Source organism: Streptomyces sp. GL_141 (genome assembly GCF_057834385.1).
On the sequence record NZ_CM174402.1, the window covers coordinates 5,091,480 to 5,112,906 of the forward strand.

18 protein-coding genes are annotated in these 21,427 nt (G+C 71.7%); 16 read left to right on the top strand and 2 right to left on the bottom strand.

Features of this window, described 5'->3' with window-relative positions; genetic code table 11:
• Positions 1-9 precede the first annotated feature (9 nt).
• Positions 10-2,217 (top strand): MMPL family transporter, encoded by a 2,208-nt coding sequence (locus AC3IX6_RS22730; RefSeq protein ID WP_489364081.1) that lies wholly within the window; start codon positions 10-12, stop codon positions 2,215-2,217.
• 122 nt (positions 2,218-2,339) lie between these two features.
• On the opposite strand, the gene AC3IX6_RS22735 is transcribed toward AC3IX6_RS22730, so the two are convergent.
• A complete protein-coding gene (locus AC3IX6_RS22735; protein WP_489364083.1) occupies positions 2,340-2,792 on the bottom strand; it encodes an SsgA family sporulation/cell division regulator in 453 nt (150 codons plus the stop codon).
• 207 nt (positions 2,793-2,999) lie between these two features.
• On the opposite strand from AC3IX6_RS22735, the gene AC3IX6_RS22740 reads away from it, so the two are divergent.
• From AC3IX6_RS22740 to AC3IX6_RS22760, 5 genes are all read left to right on the top strand, one after another.
• Positions 3,000-4,055, top strand: coding sequence for an energy-coupling factor ABC transporter permease (locus AC3IX6_RS22740; RefSeq protein ID WP_489364085.1), 1,056 nt, complete (start codon positions 3,000-3,002; stop codon positions 4,053-4,055).
• A 1-nt stretch (position 4,056) separates the two neighbouring features.
• On the top strand, positions 4,057-4,818 hold the full coding sequence (gene cbiQ / locus AC3IX6_RS22745; RefSeq protein WP_489364086.1) for a cobalt ECF transporter T component CbiQ: 762 nt from the start codon (positions 4,057-4,059) through the stop codon (positions 4,816-4,818).
• Positions 4,806-5,582, top strand: coding sequence for an energy-coupling factor ABC transporter ATP-binding protein (locus AC3IX6_RS22750; protein ID WP_489364088.1), 777 nt, complete (start codon positions 4,806-4,808; stop codon positions 5,580-5,582). Before cbiQ ends, AC3IX6_RS22750 begins: the two co-directional genes overlap by 13 nt.
• Before the next feature lie 62 nt (positions 5,583-5,644).
• Positions 5,645-6,811: a serine hydrolase domain-containing protein gene (locus AC3IX6_RS22755; protein WP_489364090.1), complete on the top strand. Its 1,167-nt coding sequence runs from the start codon at positions 5,645-5,647 to the stop codon at positions 6,809-6,811.
• A gap of 54 nt (positions 6,812-6,865) precedes the next feature.
• The gene (locus AC3IX6_RS22760; RefSeq protein ID WP_489364092.1) at positions 6,866-7,339 is read left to right on the top strand and encodes a YbaK/EbsC family protein; all 474 of its coding nucleotides are present in this window, start codon (positions 6,866-6,868) and stop codon (positions 7,337-7,339) included.
• Between the two features lie 28 nt (positions 7,340-7,367).
• On the opposite strand, the gene AC3IX6_RS22765 is transcribed toward AC3IX6_RS22760, so the two are convergent.
• Entirely contained in the window at positions 7,368-8,090 is a 723-nt protein-coding gene (locus tag AC3IX6_RS22765; RefSeq protein ID WP_489364094.1) for a 4'-phosphopantetheinyl transferase family protein, read from the bottom strand.
• A 113-nt stretch (positions 8,091-8,203) separates the two neighbouring features.
• Here AC3IX6_RS22765 and fabG point away from each other — a divergent pair, with 113 nt between their 5' ends.
• From fabG to AC3IX6_RS22815, 10 genes are all read left to right on the top strand, one after another.
• Positions 8,204-8,950 carry a 3-oxoacyl-[acyl-carrier-protein] reductase gene (gene fabG, locus AC3IX6_RS22770; RefSeq protein ID WP_489364095.1) on the top strand — a complete coding sequence of 249 codons (747 nt, stop codon included), beginning with the start codon at positions 8,204-8,206 and terminating at the stop codon, positions 8,948-8,950.
• A complete protein-coding gene (locus AC3IX6_RS22775) occupies positions 8,947-9,714 on the top strand; it encodes a thioesterase II family protein (protein ID WP_489364097.1) in 768 nt (255 codons plus the stop codon). The genes fabG and AC3IX6_RS22775 overlap by 4 nt, the downstream gene beginning before the upstream one ends.
• Positions 9,715-9,751: 37 nt before the next feature.
• Positions 9,752-10,687: a TauD/TfdA family dioxygenase gene (locus AC3IX6_RS22780; RefSeq protein ID WP_489364099.1), complete on the top strand. Its 936-nt coding sequence runs from the start codon at positions 9,752-9,754 to the stop codon at positions 10,685-10,687.
• A gap of 70 nt (positions 10,688-10,757) precedes the next feature.
• Positions 10,758-11,732: a TauD/TfdA family dioxygenase gene (locus tag AC3IX6_RS22785; protein ID WP_489364101.1), complete on the top strand. Its 975-nt coding sequence runs from the start codon at positions 10,758-10,760 to the stop codon at positions 11,730-11,732.
• Positions 11,733-11,779: 47 nt separating this feature from the next.
• Complete coding sequence (locus AC3IX6_RS22790) at positions 11,780-12,736, top strand: beta-ketoacyl-ACP synthase III (RefSeq protein WP_489364103.1); 957 nt, start codon at positions 11,780-11,782, stop codon at positions 12,734-12,736.
• Positions 12,737-12,835: 99 nt separating this feature from the next.
• On the top strand, positions 12,836-13,081 hold the full coding sequence (locus AC3IX6_RS22795) for an acyl carrier protein (protein WP_489364105.1): 246 nt from the start codon (positions 12,836-12,838) through the stop codon (positions 13,079-13,081).
• A 3-nt stretch (positions 13,082-13,084) separates the two neighbouring features.
• Complete coding sequence (locus AC3IX6_RS22800; RefSeq protein WP_489364107.1) at positions 13,085-14,482, top strand: condensation domain-containing protein; 1,398 nt, start codon at positions 13,085-13,087, stop codon at positions 14,480-14,482.
• The gene (gene sbnA, locus AC3IX6_RS22805) at positions 14,479-15,492 is read left to right on the top strand and encodes a 2,3-diaminopropionate biosynthesis protein SbnA (RefSeq protein WP_489364109.1); all 1,014 of its coding nucleotides are present in this window, start codon (positions 14,479-14,481) and stop codon (positions 15,490-15,492) included. Before AC3IX6_RS22800 ends, sbnA begins: the two co-directional genes overlap by 4 nt.
• The gene (gene sbnB, locus AC3IX6_RS22810) at positions 15,486-16,487 is read left to right on the top strand and encodes a 2,3-diaminopropionate biosynthesis protein SbnB (RefSeq protein WP_489364111.1); all 1,002 of its coding nucleotides are present in this window, start codon (positions 15,486-15,488) and stop codon (positions 16,485-16,487) included. The genes sbnA and sbnB overlap by 7 nt, the downstream gene beginning before the upstream one ends.
• 67 nt (positions 16,488-16,554) lie before the next feature.
• Positions 16,555-21,423 (top strand): amino acid adenylation domain-containing protein, encoded by a 4,869-nt coding sequence (locus tag AC3IX6_RS22815; RefSeq protein WP_489364113.1) that lies wholly within the window; start codon positions 16,555-16,557, stop codon positions 21,421-21,423.
• Positions 21,424-21,427 lie beyond the last annotated feature (4 nt).

The following is a 21,427-nucleotide window of genomic DNA, read 5'->3' on the forward strand; positions in this document are numbered from 1 at the left end:
ACCACCGACGTGGCCACCTTCCTTTACCGACTCGGCAGGGGCGCCTTCCGGCGCCGCCGATTCGTCGCCCTCGTCTGGGTGGCGCTGCTGTTCGTCGCCGGTTTCGGCGCGGCATCGGCGTCCGCACCCACCTCAGGCTCGTTCTCCATACCCGGCACGGAGGCCCAGAGGGCCTTCGACCTGCTGGACCAGCGCTTCCCGGGGATGGCCGCCGACGGCGCCACCGCCCGCATCGTGATCAAGGCCCCGGCCGGCGAGAAGGTCGACTCCGAGGCCGTCAAGCCCCAGGTCGAGAAGATCGTCAGTGAGCTGAAGGACGGTCCGGGCAAGGATCAGATCTCCTCGGTCACCAGCCCGTACGAGGCCCAGGCCGTCAGCCAGGACGGTTCCACGGCCTATGTGAGCGTCAAGTACAAGGTCAGCGGCATGGAGCTGACGGACGCCACCCGCGAGGCCCTCACGGAGTCCGCCACGGCCGCCAAGGCCGACGGCCTGAACGTCCAGATCGGCGGCGACGCCCTGCAGGCCGCCCCCGAGACGGGCTCCGGCGAGATCATCGGCATCGCGATCGCCGCGATCGTCCTCGTCATCACCTTCGGCTCGCTCATCGCCGCGGGCCTGCCGCTGCTCACCGCGCTCATCGGCGTGGGCATCGGCATCTCCTCCATCACCGCGCTCGCCAACGTGCTGGACCTCGGCTCCACCACCTCCACCCTCGCGATGATGATCGGCCTCGCCGTCGGCATCGACTACGCCCTCTTCATCGTCTCCCGCTACCGCGCGGAGCTCGCCGAGGGCCGCGAGCGCGACGAGGCCGCGGGCCGGGCCGTCGGAACCGCCGGTTCCGCCGTCGTCTTCGCCGGGCTGACCGTGGTCATCGCCCTCGTGGGCCTGGCCGTCGTCAACATCCCGATGCTCAGCAAGATGGGCTTCGCCGCCGCCGGAACCGTGGTCATCGCCGTCCTCGTCGCCCTGACGCTGGTCCCGGCCATGCTCGGCTTCGCCGGCAAGAAGGTGCTGCCCGCCGGCACCAAGTCCCGCTTCCTCGGCAAGGGCAAGGCGGCCGCCGAAGGTGCCGAGGCCAAGCCCAACGGAGGCACCCGCTGGGCCCGCTTCATCCTGCGCCGCCCCGTCATGGTGCTGCTCGCGGGCGTGATCGGCCTCGGCATCATCGCCATTCCGGCGAGCAAGCTGGAGATGGGCCTGCCGGACGACGGCGCGCAGCCGGTGTCCACCACCCAGCGCCAGGCGTACGACCTGCTCTCCGACGGCTTCGGGCCCGGCTTCAACGGCCCGCTGATGGTCGTCGTGGACGGGGACAAGGCGCTCGCCGACGCGACGGTCGAGCGGATCAAGGGCCTGGACGGCGTGGCCGCGGTCATGCCGGCCACCCAGAACGAGGCCAAGGACGCCGCCGTCATCACGGTCGTCCCGAAGGACCGCCCGTCCTCCGCGCAGACCGAGGACCTGGTCCACGAGATCCGCGAGGGCAGCGACAGCGGCAAGGTGCTCGTCACCGGCGCGACCGCGATGAACATCGACTTCTCGCAGAAGATGAACGACGCGCTGCTGCCCTACCTGGCACTCGTCGTCGGCCTCGCCTTCCTGCTGCTGATGCTCGTCTTCCGCTCGATCCTGGTCCCGCTCAAGGCGGCCCTCGGCTTCCTGCTCTCGGTGGTCGCCGCCCTCGGCGCCGTCGTGGCGGTCTTCCAGTGGGGCTGGCTCGGCTCGCTCTTCGGGGTGGAGCAGACCGGTCCGATCATGTCGATGATGCCGATCTTCATGGTCGGCGTGGTCTTCGGTCTGGCCATGGACTACGAGGTCTTCCTGGTCACCCGCATGCGTGAGGCGTACGTCCACGGGGAGCGGCCGGGCCAGGCCGTCGTCACCGGGTTCCAGTACAGCGCCCGGGTGGTCGTGGCCGCGGCCGTCATCATGATCGCGGTGTTCTCCGGCTTCATGGGCGCCAGCGACCAGATGGTCAAGATGATCGGCTTCGCGCTGGCCATCGCGGTCTTCTTCGACGCCTTCATCGTCCGCATGACCATCGTCCCGGCCGTGCTCGCACTGCTCGGCCACAAGGCCTGGTGGCTGCCGAAGTGGCTCGACCGGATCCTGCCGAACGTGGACGTGGAGGGCGAGAGCCTGCGCAAGCACCTCGGTGACTCCTCGGACGGCTCCGGTCCCGACAAGGACCGCGAGCTGGCCAACGTCTGACCTTTCGGTCGGTCGGCAGTACGCACGCAGAACGGCCCCGCACCGAGAGGTGCGGGGCCGTTCCGCGTGACAGGGCCGTCCGGATCGGGCGGCTCGTCCGGATCGGGCGGGTCCGGCTGGGCCTAACGGGTGGCCGCGGGCACGGGCGCGTACGTACGGCGCAGGAAGCGGCGCAGGGCGGCGATGTCGAACTGGACCACGGCGACGCCCTCCGGGGAGTGGAACTCGACGACCGCCTGGACGCGTCCGCAGGGCCAGACGCGTACGTCGCCGGTCCCGGTCGGGGCCTGGAGGCCGGCCTCCAGGAGGGCGCGGGGGAAGACCCACTCGTTGTCGGTGCCCTCGGGGGAGAGGTCGGCGGGGAAGACGATCCGTACGGCCAGCGGCTCGGCGGGGACGAAGCGCAGGGCGACCGGGATGGCCCGGTAGAGCGGGTCGTCGGTGATCACTCGGGCCCGGACGCGTTCTTCGACGAAGGGGGCCTCGGTGAAGGGGGCCTCGACGAGGGGGGCCGTGGCGGTCGCGGCCCGGGTGGCGGTGGCACCTGCGGATGGATTCTCGGCGGCGGCTGACATCGACAAGACTCCTCGAATCGGAACATTTACGTCCGTATTGCCCCCAGCCTCGCACATTCCCACGAATCCGCACGGGGCTATTTGTGACGCCACCGCTCTTGCCAACTATTCGCAAGAAGGCCCTATTCTTGAACGGTTAAAGACTTTGTCAGCTCAACGGTCCGTTCACCGGTCCGTTCGCCGGACCGCAGGAAGCGGAGCAGAACCATGCATGTGCCCGACGGCTTCATCGATGCCCCCGTCTCCCTTGCCGCAGGTGTCGCCGCCGCCGGAGCCGTGGCGGTCAGCCTCCGCGGCGCCCGCCGGGAACTCGACGAGCGCACCGCGCCGCTCGCCGGCCTGGTCGCCGCCTTCATCTTCGCCGTACAGATGCTCAACTTCCCCGTCGCGGCCGGAACAAGCGGCCACCTGCTGGGAGGCGCGCTCGCCGCGATCCTCGTCGGCCCCTACACGGGTGTCCTGTGCGTGTCCGTGGTCCTGCTCATGCAGGGCCTCCTGTTCGCCGACGGCGGCCTGACCGCCCTCGGCGTCAACATCGTCACCATGGGCGTCGTCACCGTGGTCGTCGCCTACGCCGTCTTCCGCGGGCTGGTCAAGCTGCTGCCCGACAGCCGCCGCTCGGTCACCGTCGCCGCCTTCGCCGGAGCCCTGCTCTCGGTGCCCGCCGCGGCCGCCTTCTTCACCCTCCTCTACGCCCTCGGCGGCACCACCGACGTCCCCCTCGCCAAGGTGTTCGGCGCGATGGTCGGCGTCCACGTCCTCATCGGCATCGGCGAGGCCCTCATCACCGCCGCCACCGTCGGCGCCGTGATCGCCGTCCGCCCCGACCTCGTCCACGGCGCCCGCGGCCTGTCCGCCCCGCTGAAGCTGCGCGTCGGCGGCGAACTGGTCGACGCCCCCTCCGCCCCCGCCGCCGTGCCGGTCGCCGCCCGCTCCACCAAGCCCGTGTGGATCACCGGCCTGGTCGCCGCGCTGGCGCTGGCCGGCATCGTCTCCTTCTACGCCTCCTCCAGCCCCGACGGACTGGAGAAGGTCGCCGCCGACAACGGCATCGACCAGAAGGTCACCGAGCACGCGGCCGCCGGCTCCCCGCTCGCCGACTACGGCGTCAAGGACGTCTCCGACGCCCGCCTCTCCGGCGGCCTCGCCGGGGTCATCGGCGTGGGCGCGACCGTCGCCGTCGGCACCGGGGTGTTCTGGACCGTGCGCCGCCGCCGCAGCGCCGACCTGACGGCCGCCTCCACGGCCGTACCGGCCGCCTGACATGGGAGCGGGCCACGCCCACAAGCTCTACCGGCCGGGACGCTCGCCGGTCCACGACCTGCCGCCGCACTGCAAGCTCGCGGCGACCTTCGGTTTCGTGGCCGTCGTCGTGTCCACACCGCGCGAGGCGGTGTGGGCCTTCGGCCTGTACGCCGTCCTCATCGCGGCCGCCGCCGCCGTGGCCCGGATCCCGCTCGGCTTCCTGCTGCGCCGCCTCCTGATCGAGGTGCCCTTCGTCGCCTTCGCCGTCCTGATGCCCTTCGTGGCCCAGGGCGAGCGGGTGGAGTTCCTCGGCATGTCGCTCAGCGTCAACGGCCTCTGGGGCGCCTGGAACGTCCTGGCCAAGGGCACCCTCGGCGTGGCCGCGTCCGTGCTCCTGGCCTCCACCACCGAACTGCGCGCCCTGCTGCTGGGCCTCCAGCGGCTCAAGCTGCCGCCGCTGCTCGTCCAGATCGCCTCCTTCATGATCCGGTACGGGGACGTCATCAGCGACGAGCTGCGCCGGATGTCCATCGCCCGGCGCTCCCGCGGCTTCGAGGCGCGCGGAATCCGGCACTGGGGGGTCCTCGCGAAGACCGCCGGAGCCCTGTTCATCCGCTCCTACGAGCGCGGCGAGCGGGTCTACCTCGCGATGGTCAGCCGCGGCTACGCCGGCTCCATGCCGGTGATCGACGAGGTGGCGGCCACCCGCACGCAGTGGGCGTACGCGGCCGCCCTCCCGGTGACGGCGCTCGCCGTCTGTCTGATGGGATGGACCCTGTGAACGCACCCACGCCCACGCCCCCGCCCTCGCTGGAAGTCTCCGGCCTCGCCTACGCCTACCCCGACGGCCACCAGGCCCTCTTCGGGGTCGACCTCGCCGTCGGGCGCGGGGAGCGGGTGGCGCTGCTCGGTCCCAACGGCGCCGGCAAGACCACCCTGGTGCTGCACCTCAACGGCATCCTGACCGGCGGCGTCGGCTCCGTGAGCGTGGCCGGGCTGCCCGTGGAGAAGCGCAACCTCGCCGAGATCCGCCGCCGGGTCGGCATCGTCTTCCAGGACCCCGACGACCAGCTGTTCATGCCCACCGTCCGGGAGGACGTGGCCTTCGGCCCGGCCGCGGCCGGAATGCGCGGCGCCGAGCTGGAGGAGCGGGTGCGCGAAGCCCTGGAGCAGGTCGGGATGGCCGCCTTCGCGGACCGGCCCCCGCACCACCTCTCCTTCGGGCAGCGCCGCCGGGTCGCGGTGGCGACCGTACTGGCCATGCGGCCCGAGATCCTCGTACTGGACGAGCCGTCCTCCAACCTGGACCCGGCCTCGCGCCGCGAGCTGGCGGACATCCTGCGCTCGCTGGACGTCACCGTGCTGATGGTGACGCACGACCTGCCCTACGCGCTGGAGCTCTGCCCGCGCGCGGTGATCCTCAGCGAGGGGACCATCGTGGCCGACGGCAGGACGCAGGACGTGCTGTGCGACGAGGCGCTGATGCGGGCGCACCGGCTGGAGCTGCCCTTCGGCTTCGACCCGCGGTCCGTATCGGTGGGATGAGCACAGCGGTGGGATGAGCACAGCGGTGGCATAAGCGCCGGTCGGAGGTTGTTGCACACCCCGTGGACATCAAGGGTGTGGTGGCGGAGGGCTTCGAGCCCGTCAGGGACGCGTTCGTACGCAACTTCCAGGTGCTCGGTGACCGGGGCGCGGCGGTGGCCGTGTACCGCGACGGGCGCAAGGTCGTGGACCTCTGGGCCGGCACCAAGGACGCCGACGGCGGCGAGGGTGCGGAGCCCTGGGCCGAGGACACCGCGCAGATCGTCCGCTCCGCCACCAAGGGCGTGGCCGCCGCCGTACCGCTGCTGCTCCAGCAGCGCGGACTGCTCGACCTGGACGCGCCGGTGAGCTCGTACTGGCCGGAGTTCAAGGCGGGCGGCAAGGAGCGGACCCGGGTGCGCGACCTGCTCGCGCACCGCGCGGGCGTCCCGGCCCTGGACCGCGGGCTGACGGTGGCCGAGGCCGCGGACGGGGTTTCCGGAGCGCGCGCGGTCGCCGCCCAGCAGGCCTTCTGGGAGCCCGGCACCGAGCACGGCTACCACGCGCAGACCTTCAGCTGGCTGCTGTCCGAGCTGGTGCTGCGGGCGACCGGCCGTTCGCTGCCGGGCATCCTCGCCGAGGAGATCGCGGAGCCACTGGGCCTGGACTTCTGGATCGGCCTGCCGGAGTCCGAGGCGCACCGGGTGGGCCGGGTGGCGCCGGTCGATCCGCCGGAGAGCGCGGGCACGCTGAGGACCCGGCCGAAGCGGAACGTTTCCGCGGCCTACGCCGATCCGGACTCCCTCACCCGCCGCGCCTTCGCGGCCATCTTCCCGCTGCCCGACGAGAACGACCCCGCCTACCGGGCGGCCGAACTGCCGGCCTCCGCGGGCATCGGCACCGCCCGCGCCCTGGCCCGCTTCTACGCGGCCACCATCGGCGTGGTGGAGGACGGCGCGCGGATCTTCACCCCGGCCACCACCGCGCTGGCCGGCAAGGAGCTCTCCTCGGGCCCCGACCGCGTGCTGGTGGTCAACACCCGCTTCGGCCCCGGCTACATGCTGCACGGCCCGGCCTCCCCGCTGCTGTCCCCGGCTTCCTTCGGGCACCCGGGACGTGGCGGCTCGCTGGCCTTCGCGGACCCGGAGGCGGGCATCGGCTTCGGCTACGTCACCAACTCCCACGCCAAGTCGGTCACCGCCGACCCGCGCGCCCAGGCCCTGGTCCGGGCGGTCCGCTCGGCGCTGTAGCGGGGCCGCGAAAGGGCGTCGCGCGGGCGGGGCGACAGGCCCTAGCGTGTCTTCATGACCACCACCGCGCACCCCCTCTTCGCCGAAGCCCTCGCCGCACTGGGGCTGGAGCCGGACGTACGGAGCTTCCCCGACGGGACCCGGACGGCCGCCGACGCCGCCGCCGCGATCGGCTGCGAGCTCAGCCAGATCGTGAAGTCGCTGATCTTCGCGGCCGACGGGGTTCCCGTCCTGGTCCTGATGGACGGGGCCTCCCGGGTGGACGTGGAGGCGGTGCGCCGCGAGCTGGGGGCGGGCGCCGTGACCCGGGCGGACGCGGCCCTGGTCCGGGAGACCACGGGCTACGCCATCGGAGGGGTGCCGCCCTTCGGGCACCGCACCCGCACCCGGGTCCTCGCGGACCGCTCCCTGCTGGCCCACGAGGTGGTCTGGGCGGCCGCGGGCACCCCGCACACCGTGTTCCCGATGGATCCGCGCGAGCTGATCCGGCACGCGGGGGCCGCGCTGGCCGACGTACGGGAGGGCTGACCGGGGCGCGCCCCGGGTCAGACCACGTTCAGCACGCCGTGCCGCCGGCGCCGCCGCGCGGCGGCACGGTGACGACGGTGAGTACGAGGCCGTCGCGCACCTGCCAGCGGCCGTCGAAGCCGGTCAGCGGGGGACCGGCCGTCGTGGTGCCCGGGACCAGCAGGGCAGCGGCGAAGGTGCCGTCCGGGCGCAGGGTGACGTGCGCGTCCTGGAAGCCGAGCCAGCGGCCGGTGAGCGGGGACCAGGCCTTGTAGACGGACTCCTTGGCGCTGAACAGCAGCCTGTCCCAGGGGACGTCGGGGCGGTGGGCGGCGAGTTCCCGCAGCGCGGTGCGTTCGGCGGGGAGGGTGACCAGGTTCAGCGCACCCCCGTCGCGTATGGGTTCGGCCGGTTCGGCGTCGATGCCGAGGGAGGCCACGGTCGTGTCCCGCGCGACGGCCGCCGCCCGGTATCCGTCGCAGTGCGTGAGGCTGCCGACCATGCCGTCGGGCCAGCGGGGCGCGCCCCCGGTGCCGGGGAGGATCGGTGCGGGCGGCAGGCCATATCCGGCCAGAGCGGTGCGGGCGCAGTGGCGGACCGTGGTGAATTCGTGCCGCCGCTTGGCCACGCTCTTGGCCACCAGGGCCTCCTCCTCGGGAAACAGGAAGGGTTCGGCGCTGTCGTGGAAGGTGTCGACGGCGGTGACTAGCGGGGGGAGCAGGGGGGCCAGTACACCCGCGAGAGCCGGCCCACCGGTCGGAAGCAAGGTCATGGACGGTCACGGTACCGGGGTCCGGCGCGCGGCCCGGGGCCGTGCCGGACGCCGTATAGGCCAGATATAGCCAGTGAACGCACGCTCGAACCATTCGAACGGATGGGGGCAGCATGCCGGACCAAGAGGCACAGGTGGCACTGGTGACCGGGGGGTCGCGCGGGATCGGCCGGGCGGTGGCCACCCGGCTCGCACAGGATGGCTTCGACGTGGCCATCTGCTATCGCTCCGACGACGCGGCGGCGGAGCAGGTCCAGAAGGAGATCCTGGCAACGGGCCGGCGGGCGCTGATCCGCCGGGTCGACGTCGCCGACCGGGTCGGGGTCCGGGCGTTCGTCGCGGACGTCGAGTCGGGGCTGGGACCGGTGTCCGCGGTGGTCACCTCCGCGGGGATCACCCGGGACCGGCCGTTGGCGCTGATGTCGGACGACGAGTGGGACTCGGTGATCCGCACCAACCTCGACGGAACGTACAACCTGCTCCGTTCGGTGGTCCGGTCGATGATCCGGCGCCGTGCGGGCACGGTCGTCACCCTCTCGTCCGTGGCCGGAGTCGTCGGCAACGCGGGCCAGACGAACTACTCGGCCTCGAAGGCCGGAATCATCGGACTGACGCAGGCACTGGCCAAGGAGTTCGGCCGCTACGGAGTGCGTGCCAACGCGGTCGCGCCGGGCTTCATCGACACGGAGATGGTCGCCGGCGTGCCGGAGGCCGTTGCCAAGGAGGCCATCAGCCGCATCCCGATGGGGTGCTTCGGCACTCCGGAGCAAGTGGCCTCGCTGGTCTCCTTCCTGGCCTCCCCGCAGGCCGAGTACATCACCGGCCAGGTGGTCCGGATCGACGGGGGCATGGCGCTGTGAGTGCCTCCTCGGAGACCTGGTTCCGCCGGTACGCGCGGACGGGAGTGCCGCGGCTGCGGCTGGTCTGCTTCCCGCACGCGGGCGGCAACGCCCAGCTGTTCCACGGCTGGTCCTCGCGGCTCCCCGCCGACATCGAGGTGCTCGCCGTGCGGTATCCGGGCCGGCAGGAGCGGATGGACGAGCCGTGCATCGAGTCGATGGACGAGCTGGCCGGCCGGATCTCCGAGGCGCTCGTCCCGTACGGCGACCTGCCGACGGCCTTCTTCGGACACAGCATGGGCGCCGCGGTGGCCTACGAGGTGGCGGTGCGGCAGGAGGCCGGCGCGGGCGAGGGCCCGGTCCGGGTCCTGCTCTCGGGGCGCAACGCCCCGCACCGTACGTCTCCCACGACCCTGCACACGGCCGCCGACGACGTGCTGGTCGCCGGGGTGTCACGACTGGGCACCCCGGGCGGCTCCCCGTACGCGGTCCCGGAACTGCGCGAGCTGCTGCTGCCCGTGCTGCGCTCCGACTACAAGCTCATCGAGACCTACCGCCCGCACGGCCCGGTGGCCCTGCGCGCTCCGATCGTCGCGTACCACGGCGACAGGGATCCGGGCATCTCCTACGAACAGCTCGTGGCCTGGCAGGAGTTGACGACCGGAGCCTTCGCGGTGCGGTCGTTCCCCGGGGACCACTTCTACCTCGCCCCCCGGGAGGCGGAGCTGACCGCGGACATCGCGGAGCGGCTGGCTCGTATCCCGTCCGGCCTGCGGGCCGGATAGCCGAAGGCTTCACCACAACAGCGAGAGGAGCGGCGCCGTGACGCGTCCGACGTCCTGGGCACCACTGGAGATCGAAGCGAAGGGTGAGGGCGGGACCGGCGAACTGCTGAGCCGCCTGGCGGAACTGGAGCTCGGCCTGGCCGGGACCCTGGTCAAGGAGAAGGCGCTGGTGTTCCGCGGTTTCGGGATCACCCCGCAGACGCTGGACACGGCGCTGGACCGGCTGCTGCCGAACCGGCTGGCGTACGTGCACGGCAACTCGCCGCGCACCAAGGTCGGCGGCAACGTCTACACCTCGACCGAGTACCCGCGGGAATTCACCATCTCGATGCACAACGAGATGAGCTACGCCCACGCGTGGCCGTCCCGCCTGGCCTTCTTCTGCCAGGTGCAGCCGGGCTCCGGCGGGGCCACCCCGGTGCTGGACGCCGAGCGCTGGCTCGCCGTCCTGGACCCGGAGGTGCGCGAGGCCTTCGCCGGCGGCGTGCGCTACGTGCAGAACCTGCACGACGGCTACGGCCTCGGCAAGAGCTGGCAGGACACCTTCGAGACCGCCGAACGCGCGGACGTGGAGGCGTTCTTGAAGAACGCCGGAGCCGAGTGGGAATGGCGGCGCGACGGGAGCCTGCGCGTGGAATCCCACCGGCCGTCCACCACCAGGCACCCCGTCACGGGCGTCGAGGTGTGGTTCAACCAGGCCGATCAGTGGCACCCGGCCGGTCTCGGCGACGACACCGCGGCCGAGCTCGCCCAGATCCTGACCGAGGACGAGCTGCCGCAGTCGGTGCGGTTCGCCGACGGCAGTCCCATCCCCGCCGAGTACGTCACCCAGGTCCGCGACCGCGGGCTGGAGGCCGCCGTGGACGTCGACTGGCGCACGGGCGATCTGCTGCTCATCGACAACGTCCTGCTGGCCCACGGCCGGCGGCCGTTCACCGGGGACCGTCGCGTCCTCGTGGCGATGTCCGACTGACGCCGCCCCTGCCGGGCCGGTCGCACCGCGCCCTGTGCCCCGACTTCTTCGACCACGGAGCAAGCTGACCATGACCATCACCTCGGAAGAGACACCCGCCGGCTGGGTGGGGAGCGGAGCCGTGCCCGGACTGCGACGCCCCGCGGCCCCCGGCACCGGCATCCACGGCTACATCACCGAGAACCGGGCGGAGCTGCGCGAGCTGCTCACCGAGCGCGGCGCCCTGCTGCTGCGCGGATTCGAGGTCGGCGGTGTCGACGGCTTCGACGGCACCGTCCGGGCGTTCTCCGGTACGCCGCCACTGGCGTACGCCGAGCGCTCCTCGCCCCGCAGCACCATCAAGGGGCAGGTCTACACCTCGACCGACTATCCGCAGAACGAGGAGATCTTCCTCCACAACGAGAACTCCTACCAGGCGGTCTGGCCGCGGACGCTGTACTTCTTCTGCGCCGAGCCGGCCGTGACGCAGGGGGCCACCCCGCTCGCCGACATCCGGCAGGTCCTCAGGTCCATCGACCGGGAGGTGCGCGCGGAGTTCGAGGCGCGCGGCTGGCAGGTCACGCGCAACTTCCACGCCGGGTTCGGACTGCCCTGGCAGGAGGCCTTCAACACCTCGGACCAGGACGCCGTCGTGGCGTACTGCAAGGAACGCAGGATCGAGGCGCAGTGGCGGCCCGACGGCGGTCTGCGCACCACCGCGGTGCGCCGGGCGGTGCACCGCCATCCGGTGACCGGCGAGGCCGTGTGGTTCAACCACGCGACGTTCTTCCACGTCAGCACCCTGGCCCCGGAGGTCGGCGCCGGTCTGCGCGCGATCTTCGCCGATGAGGACCTGCCCACGAACACCTTCTACGGGGACGGCGGGGTCATCCCCGACGAGGTGACGGACCACCTGCGCGCCGCGTACCGGTCGGCGGCGGTCCGCTTCGACTGGCAGCGCGACGACGTCCTGGTCGTCGACAACATGCTGGCCGCGCACGCGCGCGAGCCGTTCACCGGACCGCGGCGGATCGCCGTGGCCATGGCAGAGCCGTCCGACGCCTGAGGCCTGACGGCTGACGGCTGACGGATCTATGGGGAGTTGAGGGAGACATGTTCGAAACGCATGGATCACGGATCTCCGGACTGGCCGTGTACCGGCCCGCCCGGCTGGTGTCCAACGAGGAACTGGCGCCACTGACGACGGTCTCGCCGCAGTGGATCGAGGGCCGGACCGGCATCAAGACCCGCCACCACGCCTCCGAGGAGGAGGACCTGGTCACGATGTCGGCGGCCGCGGGCGAGAAGGCCGTCGTCTCGGCCGACATCGACCCGGGCGAGGTGGACCTGACGATCGTCGCCAGCGCCACCCGCCGGGTCCGCATGCCCGGCATCGCCCCCGAGGTGGCCAGCCGCATCGGACTGCCCAACTCCGGCGCGTACGACCTCAACGCGGTCTGCGCCGGCTTCACCTACTCGCTGGCCATGGCGTCCAACGCCGTGCGCCTCGGCGAGGCGCGCAACGTCCTGGTCATCGGCGCCGAGCGGACCAGCGAGTGGATCGACCCCGCCGACCCCGACACGTTCGTCATCTTCGGTGACGGCGCCGGAGCGGCGGTGGTGTCCCGCTCGGACCGGCCCGGCATCGGCCCGGCGGTCTGGGGCAGCGACGGCGCACGGCACGACGTCCTCGGCATCACCGAGAAGGCGGACGGCCGGGAGTACGTCACGATGAACGGCCCGCTCGTCTACAAGTGGTCCACGGCCACCATGCCGGACGTCGCCCACCGGGCGTGCGCCGCCGCCGGGATCACGATGCAGGACGTCGACTGGTTCGTGCCGCACCAGGCCAACAACCGGATCATCAAGACGCTGGCCGCGAATCTGGGCCTCCCGCCGGAGCGCGTCGTCAATGACGTCGTCGACACCGGAAACACCTCCGCGGCCTCGGTGCCGCTGGCGCTGAGCAGGCTCAAGGACAGCGGCCGCAGCACCCCCGGAGAGAACGTCCTCCTGCTCGGCTTCGGCGCCGGCCTGACGTACGCCGGCCAGGTCATCCGGATGCCGTAACCGGCTCCGGCAAGCACCACCCGCCATCCCCCACACCCCCCCCACACACAGCACAGCCCTCCGCACATCCACGCGCACACACCTATGGAGATGAAGACCATGACCAGAGACGAACTGATCGTCGAGATCATCAACCTCACGCTGCGTACGGCGCCGGACCTGGAGGGCGAGGTCACCGCCGACTCCAGCTTCGACGAGCTCGGCATGGACTCCCTCACCCGCATCGACCTGCTGGCCGCCGTGGAGAAGGCCTTCAACCAAACGGTTCCCGACGACCGGGTCGGCGACCTGCTGCGCGTGAGTGACGTCGCGGACTTCCTGACGGCAAACAAGGCAGGAGTCTGACCCATGGGCCACACGGACCCCATGGGCGGGGCGATGCCCCTGTCGGTGGGCCAGGAGGGCTTATGGCTGCTCTACAAACTGGCTCCCGACAGTGCGACCTACAACCTCGCGGGTGGTGCCCGGATGGAGCCCGCGCCGGACCCTGAGGTCCTGGCGCGGGCGGCCCGGGCGCTCACCGGACGGCACCCGATGCTGCGTTCGGTGTACGTCGAGGTCGACGGGCATCCCCGCCGGCTGGTGAAGGACCCGGGCGACATCGGCGAACTCGTCGTGCACGACGTACCGGACGCGGACGACGCCGAGCTGGAGCGGCTCGTCGCGGCGGAGGCGGCCACCCCCTTCCGGCTGTCGGAGGAGGGGCCGTTCCGGTTGGTGCTGTGGCGCCGTCGTACCGACGCCGTGCTGCTGGCGCTCACCCATCACATCGCGACCGACGCCATCTCCCAGTGGCTCCTGTGGCGCGACCTGCTGGCCGCGTACGAGGCGTTCGCCGGGGGCGAGGAGCCCGGCTGGGCCCCCGTCCTCGTCGAGTACGACCATTTCGTCGAGAGCGAGCGGGCCCTACTCGAATCCTCGCGCGGGCGGCGCCAGGCGGAGTTCTGGCAGGAGCAGTGCGCGGGTTCCGCCCCCGCCGAGCTGCTGACCGACAAGCCCCGGCCGGCCGTCGCTTCGTTCACCGGCGCCAGCCTCGTACGCAGGCTGCCCGACGAACTCTCGGAGCGGCTCAAGCGGGCCGCCGCCGAACAGGAGGTCTCACAGTTCGCCCTGGCACTCGGCTCCCTGCAGGCCCTGGTGCACCGATGGACGGGACAGACCGACTTCCTCGTCGCCTGCCCGGCATCGGTGCGCCGCTCGGCCGCCAAGGACGTCGTCGGCTACTACGTCAACCCGGTGCTCGTCAGGGCGGTTTTCGACAGGAACACCCCGCTGGGCGAGGTGACGGCCGCGGCCAACGACCGCCTCAGGCAGGCGACCGCGCGGGCCACGTACCCGTTCCCGCTGGTCGCGCAGGCCGCGGCGGCGGCCGGGCCGCTGTTCAGGATCGCCATGACCATGGTCACCACGGACCGCTTCGGTTCCGAGCTGGGCGGTGCGGTCGCCGGCGTACCCCTCGACGTGGCCGGTCTGGCGACCACGTACCTGGAGATCCCGCACCTCGAGGGCCAGTGCGACATCACCATCGAAGTCACCCGTGACGTGCAGGGGCTCACCCTGGCCCTGCGCTACGACACCGCGCTCTTCGAGCGGGACACCATGGACCGGCTGTTCGACCAGCTCATCCGCTTCCTGGCCGCGGCCGTGGACACACCCGAACGCCCGGTCTCCCGGATCCCGTTGACGGACGCCGCTCAGAAGCGTTCGCTGCTGGCCCTGGGCAGCAACGCCGGCGACAGATCATGAAGCAGCCCGTTCTGCGCGGCATCCTCGACGGCGTGGGCAACACGCACCTCGTCGAACTCGGCGGGCTGCTGCCCCGCTTCGGGTCCCGCGTCTTCGCGAAGCTCGAGGCCTTCAACCCCGGCGGCAGCGTCAAGGACAGGTCGGCGCTGTCGATGCTGCTCGGCAGGATCCGCAGCGGGGAACTGGTGCCGGGGCGGTCCACGGTCGTGGAATCCAGCTCCGGGAACCTGGGGATCGGCATTGCGCAGATCTGCCGGTACTTCGGAATCGACTGCATCTGCGTCGTGGACCCCAAGACCACCCAGCAGAACCTCGCCATCCTGCGCGCCTACCGGGTCACGGTCGAGATGGTGACCGAGGTCGACCCGGACACCCGCGCCTACCTGCCGATGCGGCTGGCGCGGGTACGGGAACTGGTGGCCTCGATACCCGGCGCGTACTGGCCCAACCAGTACGCCAACCCGCTCAACCCGCGGGCCCACGTACAGACCATGCGGGAGATCGCCGAGGCCCTGGACGGCCGGGTGGACTACCTGTTCTGTTCGACCGGTACCGGCGGCACCATGACCGGCTGCGCCCAGTACATCCGGGAGCACGGGCTCTCCACCACGCTGGTGGGGGTCGACGCGATGGGCAGCGTGCTGTTCGGCGGCCCTTCGGGCCCGCGGCTGCTTCCCGGACACGGGGCCGCGATCAAGCCCCCGCTCTTCGATCCGGCACTGGCCGACGAGGTCGTACTCGTCTCCGATCTCGACTGCGTCGTCGCCTGCCGGACCCTCACGCACCGCGAGGCGATCCTCGCGGGCGGCTCGTCGGGCGCGGTGGCCGCCGCACTGGGGAAGATGGCCGACCGCATTCCGGCCGGCAGCAACTGCGTGATGATCTTCCCCGATCGCGGCGACCGCTATCTCGACACCATCTACTCCGACGACTGGGTGCGCGCCCACTTCGGAGAAGTCGCACATCTGTGGAACGAACCCGAACACACACTGGCGGTGGGCGCATGCTGATCATCAAGCACGGCGAAGCGGCCGGGCTGCTGGCCGGACGCGAGAAGGAGATCATCGATCTCGTCGCCGAGGCCTACCGGCGTCACGACGAGGGCCGCACGGTCCTGCCGCACTCCGTCTTCCTGCGGTTCCCCGACCGCCCGAGGGACCGGATCATCGGCCTCCCCGGCTACCTCGGGGGCGACACCGAAGTCGCCGGAATGAAGTGGATCTCCTCCTTCCCCGGCAACGTCGCCGCCGGGCTGCAGCGCGCCAGCGCCGCCGTCCTGCTGAACTCGCTGGAGAACGGACACCCCGAGGCGCTCATCGAGGGCTCGCTGATCTCGGCCCGGCGCACCGCTGCCTCGGCAGCGCTCGGCGCACGGATGCTCCTCGGCGGCCGCAGGCCGTCCGGGATCACCCTCATCGGCACCGGAGTCATCAACCGCGAGGTGCTGCGGTTCCTGGCCGCCGAGCGGCCCGAGCTCGATTCCCTCGCCGTCTACGACACGGACATGGAGCGGGCCAGGCGCTTCACCGCCGATCACGCCAGGCTGCTGCCGGGCGCGAAGATCCGCCACTGCGCCACGCTCGACGAGGCGCTGGCCACCCACGACCTGGTGTCCTTCGCGACGACGGCACCCTCGCCGTACACCGGCCTGGACGCCTGCCCGCCGGGCACCGTCGTGCTCCACATCTCGCTGCGCGACCTCACCGTGCCCGCCGTACTGGGGGCGCACAACATCGTCGACGACCCCGACCACGTATGCCGTGAGCAGACCTCACTGCACCTCGCGGAACAGCGGACCGGCGGGCGCGAGTTCGTCGACGCCTCCATCGGTGCGCTGCTGCGCGGCACCGCCGGGCTGGCACCGGAAGCCGGAAAGCCGCTCGTGTACTCCCCGTTCGGTCTGGGCGTCCTGGACCTGGCGCTCGCCGGCTTCGTCCGGGACGAGGCACGACGCAACGGGGTCGGGACCCGTGTCGACGGATTCCTCCCGGCGCCGACGTTCTAAGGCTCGGCGCGCCAGCCCGGGTCACCGCCACTGAACGCTGCAACTGATCAACACCTCTGGAGAAGAGATGTCTGTCCCGCTGCACGAACTGATCGCCCAGCAGACCGTCCGTACCCCCCACGCCATCGCGGTCGACGACGCACAAGGGTCGATGACGTACGCGCAGCTGGACCGCCGCGCGAACGGCATCGCGCGGCTCCTGCGCGGGCGCGGCGTCCTCCCCGAATCGAGGGTGGCCGTCTGCCTGCCGCGCGGGCGGGAGCTCATGGCGGCGCTCCTGGGCGTCTGGAAGGCCGGCGCGGCCTACGTGCCGCTGGACGCGGGCCACCCGGCCGAGCGCATCGCCTGGATGGTCTCGGACAGCGGGGCGCGGACGGTCTTGACCGTCGGCGCGTCGGCGGAGGCCCTGGACGGTGTCGTACCCGACGGGGTCGTCCTCCTCGACGCGGCCGGCGGCGAGGCCGACGCCGAGCCGGTCGCGACGGGCCCGCAGCACGCCGCGTACATCACCTACACCTCGGGCTCGACGGGCCGCCCCAAGGGCGTGCTCGTCGAGCACGGCGGGATCGCCAACCGGGTGTCCTGGTCCGTCGCCACACAAGAACTCACCCCGCACGACAGGGTGTTGCAGAAGACCGTCCTCACGTTCGACGCCGCGGCCCTGGAGCTCTTCGCGCCGCTGGTGGCGGGCGGCACCGTGGTGATGGCCCCCGAGGGCGCCGAATCGGACCCCGCGCTCCTCGTACGCACGGTGGCCGAGCGGAACATCACCGTCCTGCAGGGCGTGCCCTCCGTGCTGCGGCTGCTCGCGGAGGAGCCCGCCTGGTCCGAGTGCACCGGGCTGCGGCTCGTCCTGTCCGCGGGTGAGGCGCTCGACGCCGAGTTGTGCCGCAGGCTCGGCGAACCCACCGGCGCCAAGGTGTGGAACACCTACGGCCCCACCGAGTGCTCCATCGACGTCACGGCCCAGGAGTTCGACCCGGAGCTGCACACCGAGGCGGTGCCGATCGGCCGGCCGATCGACCACATGCGGGTGTACGTGCTCGACGAGGAGCTCGACCCGGTCCCGATCGGAGTCGTCGGCGAGCTGTACGCCGGAGGCATCGGCGTGGCACGCGGCTACGTCGGCAACGCGGCGCAGACCGCGGAGCGCTTCGTACCGGATCCGCACGGCCCGGCCGGCAGCCGCATGTACCGTACCGGCGACCTCGCGCGCTGGCGCTCCGACGGCGCGCTCGCCTACCTCGGCCGCGTGGACCACCAGGTCAAGGTGAACGGCGTCCGGATCGAGCCCGCCGAGGTGGAGGCCGCGCTCAACGCGCACCCCGACATCCGGGGCGCCGTGGTCGGCGCCTACACCGTCGGCGGCGGGAAGCGGCTGGTCGCCCACCTGGTCACCGCCCGCCGCATACCCCGGGACGAGCTGCGCAGCTTCCTGCGCAAGCGGCTGCCCGAGCCCATGGTCCCCGCCCTCTTCGTGCCGGTGGACGCCTTCCCGCTGACCGGCAACGGCAAGATCGACCGCAAGGCCCTGCCCGACCCCGAACAGCCGGGCATGCGGAACGCCTGGGAGGGCCCGCGGTACACCGCGCCCCGCACCGCCGCGGAACGCCTCGTGGCCGAGGTGTGGGCGCAGCTGCTCCAGGTGGAGAAGGTCGGCGTGCACGACGACTTCTTCGCCCTCGGCGGATCCTCCCTCGTCCTGACCCGGCTGGCCGACGCCCTGGGCAGGGCCTCCGGCGACAGCATCCAGCTGCGCGGGCTCTTCACGGCCTCCACGGTCGAGGCCCAGGCCGCACTCCTGGAGGAGGCACGGCCCGCCGTGCCCGAGGTGGTGCCGGTGGGGCGCGAGGTCCCGCTGCCGCTCTCCTTCGGGCAGCACCGGCTGTGGTTCCTGGACCGCATGCACCCGGGCAGCGCGGAATGGGTGGCGCCGCTCTTCCTGCGGCTGCCCGCCGGCACGGCCGCCGACGCCGTGCGGTCCGCGCTGGACACGCTGGAGGTCCGCCACGAGTCCCTGCGCACCCGGTACGTCCTGGAGGGCGAGGAGCCCCGGCAGGTGGTGGCCCCCGCGCAGCCGGTGGAGCTGCGCGTGGAGGACGCGAGCGAGGCGGAGATCGAGGGCCTGTTCGCCGAACAGTTCGCCCGGGGCTTCGACCTGAGCGACGGGCCGCTGTGGCGGGCCCTGCTGGTACGGGTTCCCGTCGGCGGCCCCGTCCTGCTGGTGACGACCCACCACATCGCCTGCGACGGCTGGTCGACGGTGCTCATGGACCGGGAGATCCGCGAACTGTGCGCCGCCTCCGCCGAAGGCCGCACCCCGGAACTCGCCGACCTGCCGGTGCAGTACGCGGACTACGCGGCCTGGCAGGCCGCCCGGTCCGACGACGCGGTCCTCGACCGCGAACTCGACTACTGGAAGAACGCGCTGCGCGGCATGCCCGAGCTGCAGTTGCGCACGGACCGGCTGCGCCCGGCCCGGCGCGACGGACGGGGCCAGGGCGTGCGCTTCTCGGTGCCGGCCGGCCTCGCCGACGCGCTCAGCGGCATCGGACGCAAGCACGGCGCGACCCCGTACGCGACCCTGCTGGCCGTCTTCGCGGCGCTGCTCTCGCGGCACAGCGGACAGGACGACTTCGGCATCGGGAGCCCGGTCACCGGGCGGCTCAGGCCGGAGACCCAGGGCACGGTCGGCTTCTTCCTCAACTCGCTCGTCATGCGCTGCGACCTGACCGGCGATCCCACCTTCGGTGAGCTGCTGGGGCGCACGAAGAACACGGCCATGGCCGGCTTCGCGCACCAGGAGCTGCCGTTCGAGCGGCTCGTGGACGAGCTGCAGCCGGTCCGCGACCTGTCCCGTACGCCGCTGTACCAGGTGGCCTTCGACCTGCAGGACGAAGGCACCACGTCGGTGGCCGCCGACGGGGTGCTGGTGGATGCCTTCCAGGGCGCCTGGCGGGTGGCCAAGACCGACCTGACGATGTTCGTGTGGCGCCAGGCCGACGGCTCGCTGAACGGCGCCCTCGAGTACGCGACCTCGCTGTTCGACCGGCCCAGCATGGAGCGCATGGCCGACCACTTCGTGCGGCTGGTCGAGGGGGTGGTGGCGGCGCCGGAGGCGCCGCTGTCGGCCATCGACATCACGTCGGTCCACGAGCACCGGCTCCTGCGGGTCTGGAACGACTCGGCGGTGGTGGTGCCGGAGGTGTCGGTGCCGGAGCTGGTGGCGCGTCGGGTGGTGGAGTCGCCGGGTGCGGTGGCTGTGGAGGCGGGTGACGGGTCGTTGTCGTTCGCGGAGTTGGATGTGCGGGCGAATCGTCTTGCGCATCGTTTGCGTGTGGCTGGTGTGGGTCCGGAGTCGATGGTCGCGGTGTTGCTGGATCGTTCGGTGGATCTGGTGGTGTCGTTGCTCGCGGTGTGGCGTGCGGGTGGTGGGTTCGTTCCGATGGACCCGGTGCTGCCGGCAGGGCGTATCGCGGGGATGGTCGAGGACGCCAGGGTGGGTGTGGCGTTGACGTCGGCTGCGTATGCGGATCGCTTCCCGGGTGTGGAGACGGTACTGGCCGGGGGTGATGTGTCCTCGTTCCCGGATTCGGCGCCTTCGGGGGTCCTGGACTTGGATTCGGTGGCGTACACGGTGTTCACGTCGGGTTCGACGGGTCGGCCGAAGGGGGTGCAGGTTTCGCATCGCAGTCTGGTGAACCATGTGGACTGGGCGGTACGGGAGTTGGTGGCATCGGGTTTGGGTGGTGCGCCGGTGTTCTCGTCGGTGGCGTTCGACCTGGTGGTGCCGAATGTGTGGGCGCCGCTTGCCGCGGGGCAGCGGGCGTGGCTGTGGGACGGTGAGCTGACGGAGCTGGGCGAGAGCTTGGCTGCGGCGGGTCCGTTCTCCTTCATGAAGCTGACCCCCGGCCACCTCGAAGTCCTGTCGAGTCAGCTGTCGGACGAGCAGATTCAGGCCTTGACCCCCCGTGTGGTGGTTGCGGGTGAGGCGTTGCCTGGTGGTCTGGTGGAGCGTTGGCGGGTCCTGCTGGGTGAGGGCCGGGTGCTCAATGAGTACGGTCCGACCGAGGCGACGGTAGGTACGTGTGTGTTCCCGCTGGTGGAGGCGTTCGAGGGTGTGGTGCCGATCGGGCGTCCGCTGCCGAACATGATCATGCGGGTGTTGGACGCGGGCTTGCAGCCGGTCCCGGTCGGTGCGGTGGGGGAGTTGTTCGTCGGGGGTACGGGTGTGGCGCGCGGCTACGCGTTCCGCCCCGGTGCCACGGCTGAGCGGTTCGTGCCGGACCCGTTCGGGCCGGCGGGTGCGCGGCTCTATCGCACGGGTGACCTGGCGCGGTGGCGCAGTGATGGTGCGGTCGAGTTCCTGGGCCGGATCGATGACCAGGTGAAGGTCCGCGGGTATCGCATCGAGCTCGGTGAGATCCGGGCCGCGCTGGTCGCTCATCCGCAGGTCACCGACGCCACCGTGGTGGTGTCCGAGGACCAGCGCCTCATCGCCTACGTCGTCGGCGCCACCGACGACCTGGCCGAAGGGCTCGGGGCCCTACTTCCCGAGTACATGGTCCCGTCCGTCTTCATCGGGCTCGACGCCCTCCCCCTGACGGCCAACGGCAAGATCGACCGGCGCGCTCTCCCCGACCCCGAGGGATCGGCCGAGGAAGCGTTCGTCGCTCCCGGCACGCCCACCGAGGAGCGCATCGCCGGCATCTGGCGTGACCTGCTGGGCAAGGAAGCGAGCACTCAGGACAGCTTCTTCGACCTGGGCGGCCACTCCATCCTCGCCGTCCGGCTGGTCTCGCGCCTGCAGAACGAGTTCGACCTGGACCTGCCGATGCGCGTCGCCTTCGAGAGCCCGACGATCGCGCGGCTCGCCGTGGAGATCGAGGAGCGGATCCGGGCCGAGATCGACGCCGTACTCACCGACTCCCACTGATTCC

Coding starts and splice junctions, on each gene's coding strand:
- fabG (WP_489364095.1), top strand. CDS start 8,204: ATGCCGGACCAAGAGGCACAGGTGGCACTGGTGACCGGGGGGTCGCGC.
- AC3IX6_RS22735 (WP_489364083.1), bottom strand. CDS start 2,792: ATGTCAGCCGCCGCCGAGAATCCATCCGCAGGTGCCACCGCCACCCGG.
- AC3IX6_RS22760 (WP_489364092.1), top strand. CDS start 6,866: ATGACCACCACCGCGCACCCCCTCTTCGCCGAAGCCCTCGCCGCACTG.
- AC3IX6_RS22740 (WP_489364085.1), top strand. CDS start 3,000: ATGCATGTGCCCGACGGCTTCATCGATGCCCCCGTCTCCCTTGCCGCA.
- sbnB (WP_489364111.1), top strand. CDS start 15,486: ATGCTGATCATCAAGCACGGCGAAGCGGCCGGGCTGCTGGCCGGACGC.
- AC3IX6_RS22800 (WP_489364107.1), top strand. CDS start 13,085: ATGGGCCACACGGACCCCATGGGCGGGGCGATGCCCCTGTCGGTGGGC.
- AC3IX6_RS22785 (WP_489364101.1), top strand. CDS start 10,758: ATGACCATCACCTCGGAAGAGACACCCGCCGGCTGGGTGGGGAGCGGA.
- AC3IX6_RS22765 (WP_489364094.1), bottom strand. CDS start 8,090: ATGACCTTGCTTCCGACCGGTGGGCCGGCTCTCGCGGGTGTACTGGCC.
- AC3IX6_RS22795 (WP_489364105.1), top strand. CDS start 12,836: ATGACCAGAGACGAACTGATCGTCGAGATCATCAACCTCACGCTGCGT.
- cbiQ (WP_489364086.1), top strand. CDS start 4,057: ATGGGAGCGGGCCACGCCCACAAGCTCTACCGGCCGGGACGCTCGCCG.
- AC3IX6_RS22750 (WP_489364088.1), top strand. CDS start 4,806: ATGGACCCTGTGAACGCACCCACGCCCACGCCCCCGCCCTCGCTGGAA.
- AC3IX6_RS22790 (WP_489364103.1), top strand. CDS start 11,780: ATGTTCGAAACGCATGGATCACGGATCTCCGGACTGGCCGTGTACCGG.
- sbnA (WP_489364109.1), top strand. CDS start 14,479: ATGAAGCAGCCCGTTCTGCGCGGCATCCTCGACGGCGTGGGCAACACG.
- AC3IX6_RS22815 (WP_489364113.1), top strand. CDS start 16,555: ATGTCTGTCCCGCTGCACGAACTGATCGCCCAGCAGACCGTCCGTACC.